Annotated in this window: 7 protein-coding genes; 2 read left to right on the top strand and 5 right to left on the bottom strand. The window is 66.3% G+C overall.

Annotation, left to right across the window (positions count from 1 at the left end; all coding sequences use genetic code 11):
• Nucleotides 1–277 precede the first annotated feature (277 nt).
• A complete protein-coding gene (locus ACK4HL_RS14195; protein WP_409761422.1) occupies nt 278–1,852 on the top strand; it encodes a sensor histidine kinase in 1,575 nt (524 codons plus the stop codon).
• Nucleotides 1,853–1,858: 6 nt separating this feature from the next.
• On the opposite strand, the gene rpsU is transcribed toward ACK4HL_RS14195, so the two are convergent.
• The 5 genes from rpsU to ACK4HL_RS14220 all read right to left on the bottom strand — a co-directional run bounded on the left by rpsU (nt 1,859) and on the right by ACK4HL_RS14220 (nt 6,238).
• Nucleotides 1,859–2,131 (bottom strand): 30S ribosomal protein S21, encoded by a 273-nt coding sequence (gene rpsU / locus ACK4HL_RS14200; RefSeq protein WP_409761424.1) that lies wholly within the window; start codon nt 2,129–2,131, stop codon nt 1,859–1,861.
• A 7-nt stretch (nt 2,132–2,138) separates the two neighbouring features.
• Nucleotides 2,139–2,399, bottom strand: coding sequence for a hypothetical protein (locus ACK4HL_RS14205; protein WP_409761426.1), 261 nt, complete (start codon nt 2,397–2,399; stop codon nt 2,139–2,141).
• Nucleotides 2,400–2,541: 142 nt separating this feature from the next.
• Nucleotides 2,542–2,751, bottom strand: coding sequence for a cold-shock protein (locus ACK4HL_RS14210; protein WP_409761428.1), 210 nt, complete (start codon nt 2,749–2,751; stop codon nt 2,542–2,544).
• A 230-nt stretch (nt 2,752–2,981) separates the two neighbouring features.
• A complete protein-coding gene (locus tag ACK4HL_RS14215; protein ID WP_409761430.1) occupies nt 2,982–4,058 on the bottom strand; it encodes an HD domain-containing phosphohydrolase in 1,077 nt (358 codons plus the stop codon).
• Nucleotides 4,055–6,238 (bottom strand): ATP-binding protein, encoded by a 2,184-nt coding sequence (locus ACK4HL_RS14220; protein ID WP_409761432.1) that lies wholly within the window; start codon nt 6,236–6,238, stop codon nt 4,055–4,057. Before ACK4HL_RS14220 ends, ACK4HL_RS14215 begins: the two co-directional genes overlap by 4 nt.
• Before the next feature lie 394 nt (nt 6,239–6,632).
• Between ACK4HL_RS14220 and ACK4HL_RS14225 the strand changes: the two genes are divergently transcribed.
• On the top strand, nt 6,633–6,890 hold the full coding sequence (locus ACK4HL_RS14225; RefSeq protein WP_409761434.1) for a hypothetical protein: 258 nt from the start codon (nt 6,633–6,635) through the stop codon (nt 6,888–6,890).
• Nucleotides 6,891–6,955 lie beyond the last annotated feature (65 nt).

Consider the following 6,955-nt stretch of genomic DNA (forward strand, 5'->3'; position numbering starts at 1 on the left):
CCCGGGTCATGCGGGCTCCCGACGCCCGCCGTTTCGTGGATCAACTCCCGTATCTGCAAGCGCGGGGCCCCTCCGGGCTTCTTCTGGCCGGTGACAGGACGCCTTGCCGGTACGCCTGAAAGGGTGACACAGCCCGCGCGCGGCCGATAACGCGAATTTCTCGCGCGGAGCATGACGAAAACTAATCGCAGGAGAGATCGCCGCCCCGGGGCCCTCCGCGCCGCTGCGGCGGTTTATCCCTCTCATCCGGCGTTCCAAATCGTCTATGCCGGTGGACATGAGACTTTCGCGAGAGCACTCGCCGGGCACCGGCCGGCCTGGTCCGGAAGAGGTCGTGCCGCTGATCCGGCGGGGAACGGTGGCGTTCCTGGCGGTGCTCTGGCTGGTGGCCGCCGTGGCGGCGACACTCGCCGTGTGGCTGCTGATTGCCCGCTCCGAGGCAGAAACGAAGGCAACTGCTTCGGCGCTCGAGCAATATGCCCGCCGCTCGATAGAGATGGGCGATTTCGTCGCCAGCGAGTTGGCCCAGTTCCTCGACGGGCGCGGCAGCCTCGATGGCCTTGCCGAAGATGCCGCCGTCGCTGCCGAACTGCAGCGTCTCAACGCGCGGCTGCCCGCCGGCAGCGCGCTGATCTTCGTCATGCCGGACGGCGCGGTTGCCGCCTCGACCTATCCCCTGCCACCGGGCGGCCTGAATCTCAGCGACCGGCGATGGTACAAGGCCCATGCGGAGGAGGGGGCGGAAGCCTTCATCGGCCCCGCCATCCATAGCCGGGTGATCGACCGCATCATCTACACCTATACCCGCGCCTACCGCGCGCCGGACGGGGGGCTCGGAGGAATCATCAACCTCGGTATTCCATCGGATTCGGTCATCGGCGCATTGCCGGGCCTCGAGCGGATATCCGTTGCCCTCGTGCAGCACGAAGGCCCGCTCGTAGCGGCACAGCCGATCCGCGACGAGCTCCTCGGCCAGTCGCTCGGCCTTCCCGCCGAACCGCCGGAGGATGAGGTGACGGTAATCGGGCACGTGCAGGGCACCGCATCCGTCGCCACCGTCAGGAACCTCCCGGACTATCGTCTACATGCCGTCGCCTCGGTGCCGCTCCTGAGCGTCCTCCAGCCGGCGGCATGGGGTGCTGCGGCCGTCATCCTCGTGCTGTCCTTCCTCACCGGGGCGCTGTTGCATCTCTCGCGCTTGGTGCAGAGAAAGAGCCATGAGGTGGAACAGGCGCTTGCCGACAACCGCATGCTGTTCCAGGAAGTGCACCACCGCGTGAAGAACAATCTCCAGATCGTCTCGAGCCTGATCCGGTTGCAGACGGACAGGGTGCCGGAAGAACTGAGACCGTTCATGGAGCAGACGGCCGCACGGGTGCGCGCCATCGCCATGGTCCATGAGCAGATCTACACCACGGCCACCCCTTCCGTGGTGCAGCTCGACCGGTTCCTGAGTGAATTGCTGGCGCAAATGGAGCTCTCCATGCTGTCGGGGAGCAGTACGAAGCTGTCAAAGGATCTGGCGCCCGTCGCAGTGGGCCTTGACCGCGCTGTGCCGGTGGCGCTGCTCGCTGCCGAGGCGCTCACCAACGCGATGAAGCACGGTCTCGGCGCGTCAGGCGGGGAGATCGCCGTCAAGCTGCGCAACGAGAATGGTTTCAATGTCCTCGAGGTGCTGGACAGCGGCGCCGGCGGCGAGGGCGAGGCGAAGGGGGGCCTCGGCAACCGCATCATGAATGCGCTGGTGCGTCAGATCGATGGCAGCTGGAGCCTCGAGCCTGTGCCCTCGGGCGGCATGTGCTTCCGCCTCGCGTGGCCTGATGGCGCCGCGCAGGCTGCAGCCGTTCCCTGACGACCCTCAGGAGGTCCTGGGCAGGGCGAAGGGATTGGGCCTGGCGGCTGGCCGGGGCTTGGGCTTGGGCATCGGAAGCAGGCCCTCGCGCTGGGCTTTCTTGCGCGCCAGCTTCTTGGCGCGGCGGATTGCTTCGGCCTTCTCGCGGACGCGTCGCTCGGACGGCTTCTCATAGGCCGCATGGGCCTTGATCTCGCGGAACAGCCCTTCGCGCTGCATCTTCTTCTTGAGGAAGCGCAGAGCCTGGTCGACGTTGTTGTCACGTACGAATATCCGCAAGGGAACCTCAGCTGTTGGAGTGTGATGTCGTGGAGCGGTCCTTCGGCTTCTTGCGACGCCAGAGCTGGAAGCCATGCTCTCCGATGCCGGTCTCGATTTCGGTTCGCGACAGGCCGTGCGGCGGCGCTTCGCCTGGGCGCACGACCCCGAACGCCCTCCACGGCGCGAGGCTCTCGGGCAGGCCGCCGCCCTTTTCCTGCGGCGAAAAACAGAACAGCCCCCGGGTCTTCAGGGAGCGATACATGAAAAGCGTGCCGCGTGGCGCCATGGCATTCCTCCCTCTGGGTCGGCTGAAAGCCGCCGTAAAAAAACAGGAGCGCCGGCTTTGACACCGGCGCGCCATCCGGCCCGTCCGCCCGCCGCCAGTACATCCGTGGCTTGCGGGCCTGGAAGGGCCATGTGAGTCCTGATCAGGCCGCCGCGAGGCGATCGGCCGAGGCCTTGCCTGTGCGGCGGTCGCTCACAACCTCGTAGGAGACCTTGTCACCCTCGTTGAGGCTGCCCATCCCGGCGCGCTCCACGGCACTGATGTGCACGAAGATGTCCGGGCCGCCCGAAGACGGCTGGATGAAGCCATAGCCCTTCTGGGCGTTGAACCACTTGACGGTTCCAGTCTGCATAATCGTATGTCCTTTGTCGTATAGCCGAGTGCATGGCTTTGGGCGTGCTGCATGCACGCCTTGGCCAATCGATGTTCTGGAAGTGAAGGAAGAGGGCTGAAGCGCTTGCTCGCAAGCGCGGGAGCCAAGCCAACCGGCCGAAACTCGATGGGCCCAACATAGGGCTCCCCGACGTCGATTACAAGGAAATAACGCCATGTGCCCTTTTCCCCTTCTTGCAGGAAGCATCCTCATGCCGCGTCCGCCTCGGCGTCAGGCATCATCGACATGATGGCGGCGATCTCATCGCGGCCGCGCTCGAAGGCCGAGACGCAGGCGGGATCGAACTGCAGCCCAGCCTGTTCATGCAAGTAATTGAAGGCGTTGTTGAGGGTCCAGGCGGTCTTGTAGGGGCGCACGCTGGTGAGCGCGTCGAAAACGTCGGCGACGGCGGCAATGCGGCCGGAGAGCGGAATCTGCTCGCCCTTCAGGCCCTGGGGGTAGCCCGATCCGTCCCATCGCTCGTGGTGGGTCAGGGCGATCTCGGCGGCGAGCTGCAACGCGCCCGAGCGCGAGGCCGAGAGTATGCGGTGGCCGATCCGCGTATGCTCGGCCATGTGGGCGCGCTCCTCGTCGGTGAGGAAGCCGCGCTTCTGCAGCACCTCGTCTCGGACGCCCGCCTTGCCGATGTCATGCATGGGCGCGGCGAGCCTGATCTCCTGGCAGGCCTCCTCGGCAAGGCCGAGCTGATGTGCGAGAATGGCGCAGTAGCGGGCCATGCGAACGGTGTGCAGCACGGTCTCACGGTCCTTGTAGCCGGCCGCGCGCGCCAGCGTGCTGACGATCTCCTCCTCGCGCGCGCGAAGTTCGGCGGTGATGCGCGCCACCTCCGCACGTACCACCTCCTGGTGGCTGGACAGCGTCTGCTGCGCATCGCTCAGCCGCGCCAGGTTGCGGATGCGCGTCTTGAACTCGACGGGCTCGATGGGCTTGGCGATGAACTCCACCACCCCTGCCTCCAGCGCCGCGCGCTTGATTTCCGAGTCATGGTCCACCGTGACCATGACGACCGGCCTGTCGGCGAGGCGGGGCTGCGACCGCACCATGCGGGTGAGCTCGATGCCATCGAGATTGGGCATCACATAGTCGAAGATGGCGATGTCGAAGTCGGCGGTGGCGAGCGTGTGGGCGAAGGCCAGCGGGTCCGCGTAGAGCTGGGTTGTGCAGTTGGGCAGCTTCCGCACCAGCATGTCCATCAGCGCCAGGTTGGTCCTGTTGTCATCGACGATCAGGACGTTGAGTTTGCCGTTCATCTTGTGGTCCTTCATGCTGCTTTCCTGAATTGGGGAATGACGTCGATCCGCGCGATCTCGGCGGCGAGCCGGCCGGGAACGGAGGAATCGATCTCGGCGTGGCGCAGGGCCTGGGCGAGACTCGCCACGCCTGAGAGCCCGAGGTTGGCGGCCGCGCCCTTGAGGGCGTGCAGCGCCTGGTCGATCGCTTCGGCGTCCCGCCGGCAGACGGCCTGGTTCAGCTGCTCGAGAAGGATCGGCACGTCGGCCCGGAACAATCGAAGGAGGTCCTTGAGCCCGTCTTCGCCGACCGCATAGACGAGTTCGGTCAGGCGCTCCTCGTCCCACACCTCCGGCACGGCCGCATCGCCGGCGAGCGGGTGGCTGGGTAGGAACGCAGCGGGCGCTGGGCAGGCGGCGTTCATGCTGCCGATCAGGGCGGCCAGCCGCTTCAGGGTGATCGGCTTGGGTTCGAAGCCGTCCATGCCGGCCGCGATGCAGCGCCGCCGGTCGTCGTCGGAGGCGTTTGCCGTCATCGCGACGATACGCGCCCGGCTGCCCGCCTCGCGGATTGCCCGGGTGGCGGCGATCCCGTCCATCACCGGCATCTGCATGTCCATGAGGATCAGGTCGAAGCGGCCGGAGCGCGCCGCGGTCACGCCTTCCGCGCCGTCGCTGGCGAGCACCACGGACTGGCCAAGCATCAGGAGGAATTTCTCCGCCACCTGGCGGTTGATGGGATGATCCTCGACGACGAGGATGGTGAGCCTCGGCAGCGTTGCCGGTGCATCCTGGGCGGAGGAGGCGGGCACCGCCGACGGGTCGGAGCGGGTGGCGGGCACTTCGAACCAGAACTTGCTGCCGAGGCCGGGCGAACTCTCGACTCCGATGCTGCCCCCCAGCATCTCCACGATGCGTTTGCAGATGACGAGACCAAGCCCCGTTCCCCCGAAGCGGCGGCTGATCGTGCTGTCGACCTGGCTGAAGGCGTTGAACAGCCGCTGCCGCGCGTCCTCTGGAATGCCGATGCCGGTATCGGTGATTTCGAAACGCAGCATGGCGCCGCCGCGGGCCTCCTGCACGCGCACCAGCACCAAACCCTTTTCCGTGAACTTCACCGCATTGGAGAGAAGGTTGAGCAAAACCCGGCGGATCAGGGTCGGGTCGCTCAGGTACCAGCCGGGCTGCGGCAGGTCGTCGGCGAGAAGTTCGAGGCGGTTCTGCCGTTCCCGCGCGCGGCCCTCCACGATCCGCACCGCATCGCTTGCCAGAAGGCGCGCGTCGAAATTCACCGTCTCGCTCGTCATGCGCCCATGCTCGATCTTGGCGAAATCGAGGATCTCGTTCAGCATCTCGAGCAGAGCCGTGCCGGAACTGGTGATGACGTCGACGTGGCGACGCTCTTCGGCGCCGAGCGGTGAATGCGTCAGAAGCTCTGCCATTCCGAGAATGGCGTTGAGCGGCGTTCGGATCTCGTGGCCGATGGTGGCCATGAATTCCGATTTGGCGCGGTTGCCCGCTTCGGCCGCCTCGTAGGCCACCGACATCGCCTCCGCCGTATTCTCGAGAACCGTGGCGGCCTTGCGCACGGTGCGCACCTGCTGCATCAGGTTGAACAGCAGGAAGCCGATCGTCGCGGCGAGCACGGCGACCACGAACACGGAAATGTTCTGCAGTTGCGCCACGCCGTCGCGCGCGGCGGCATGCGTAGCAGTCAGGCGCTCATGGGTGTAGCTCATGAGCCCTTCGGTCAGGACGACGAGGTTTGCAGCCTTCAAAGCCGCGAGAGGCACCTGCTGCCGGTCATCTTCGCTTCCTCTCCCCGGCGGGCCGAGCAGGGGCGCCACCTCATGCGAAAGGGCGCGGATCACGTCAAGCTTCTGCGCGAAGACCCCGTCTGCGCCGAGGCTGAAGCCGGCCTCCTGCGAGAGCGCGGCCATGCGCTGCTCGAATGCGCTGTGTTGCGCGGCGGGGTTTTCCGCTCCGCTGCTGCTTTCGAGCGCGCGGACGAGGAGACGGGCATCGCGGTCGAGCTGGTGTACGGCATAGAGCGCGCGCTCGCCGCCGCCTTGCTGCAGCGCATTCTGCCGCAGGCTCAGCTGTGTGAAGATGATGCCGAGTGCGGTGAGCAGCACCACCGATGCGGCGAGCAGCAGCCAGGTGGCGCGCCCCGCGCGGTTCACCGCCTCGCGGCTCTGGACGAGATCGGGGGTCACGCAGTCGCCTCGCGGGAGGAGAGGCATGGCGCACGGTGCCGGAGGACGGGAAACATCATGGTCGTCTCGTGGAAACGAGGTTCAGGATCGCGCCGTGCGGGAGAAGTCTCGCGCACGCCGGCAGACACTGAGGGTGAAGAGGGGAGGGATGCCGGGCGATGCCGGCCGGGCGGAGCGGCCTGATGCCCCCGGCTCCTTCAGGAGCCGCCGCCTGCGGTATCCAACCCTTTCACATGCAAGTTAAAGTCTTCACAATTACAGGCCTGCAATTGCAGGTGAGTCGCCTCACATCCTGTTAACCGATCGACCTTCTGGAAACGATGCAGGTTTGCGCGAGGTCAAGGCGTGGGGCGGCTCGTCGTCCGCAACTGTCGAAAGGCTGAGGAGGCTGAAGATGGCAGGCAAGACATTGCGGATGGAAATAGACGAGCTGCGTGCCGAGCTGGCGCGCCTGGCGTCCTCGCGGATTGCCGCGGAAGAGAAGCCCCCGCCTGACTCGGAGAGTGGCCCTGCCGGCCAGCTGGCCGAACTGAACCGTCTGGTTCAGCAGATGCTCGAGGATGCCGAGGAGACGATCGCCGAGCATCCTGCCGCCACCGTGGCGGGCGCCCTCGCGCTCGGCATCGTGATCGGCCGGCTCACGGCCCGCTGAGGAGGGAAGACATGAGCGTTCACAACATGTCCCGCCAGGTAAGGCTTATCATCCGTGCCGAGATG

The sequence above is a fragment of the Aestuariivirga sp. genome, assembly GCF_046294715.1.
Classification (GTDB): domain Bacteria; phylum Pseudomonadota; class Alphaproteobacteria; order Rhizobiales; family Aestuariivirgaceae; genus Aestuariivirga.

What these genes read in the sequence shown, in the direction of transcription:
- ACK4HL_RS14205 (WP_409761426.1), bottom strand. Translation starts at nt 2,399, where the DNA reads ATGGCGCCACGCGGCACGCTTTTCATGTATCGCTCCCTGAAGACCCGG.
- ACK4HL_RS14195 (WP_409761422.1), top strand. Translation starts at nt 278, where the DNA reads ATGAGACTTTCGCGAGAGCACTCGCCGGGCACCGGCCGGCCTGGTCCG.
- ACK4HL_RS14215 (WP_409761430.1), bottom strand. Translation starts at nt 4,058, where the DNA reads ATGAAGGACCACAAGATGAACGGCAAACTCAACGTCCTGATCGTCGAT.
- ACK4HL_RS14210 (WP_409761428.1), bottom strand. Translation starts at nt 2,751, where the DNA reads ATGCAGACTGGAACCGTCAAGTGGTTCAACGCCCAGAAGGGCTATGGC.
- ACK4HL_RS14225 (WP_409761434.1), top strand. Translation starts at nt 6,633, where the DNA reads ATGGCAGGCAAGACATTGCGGATGGAAATAGACGAGCTGCGTGCCGAG.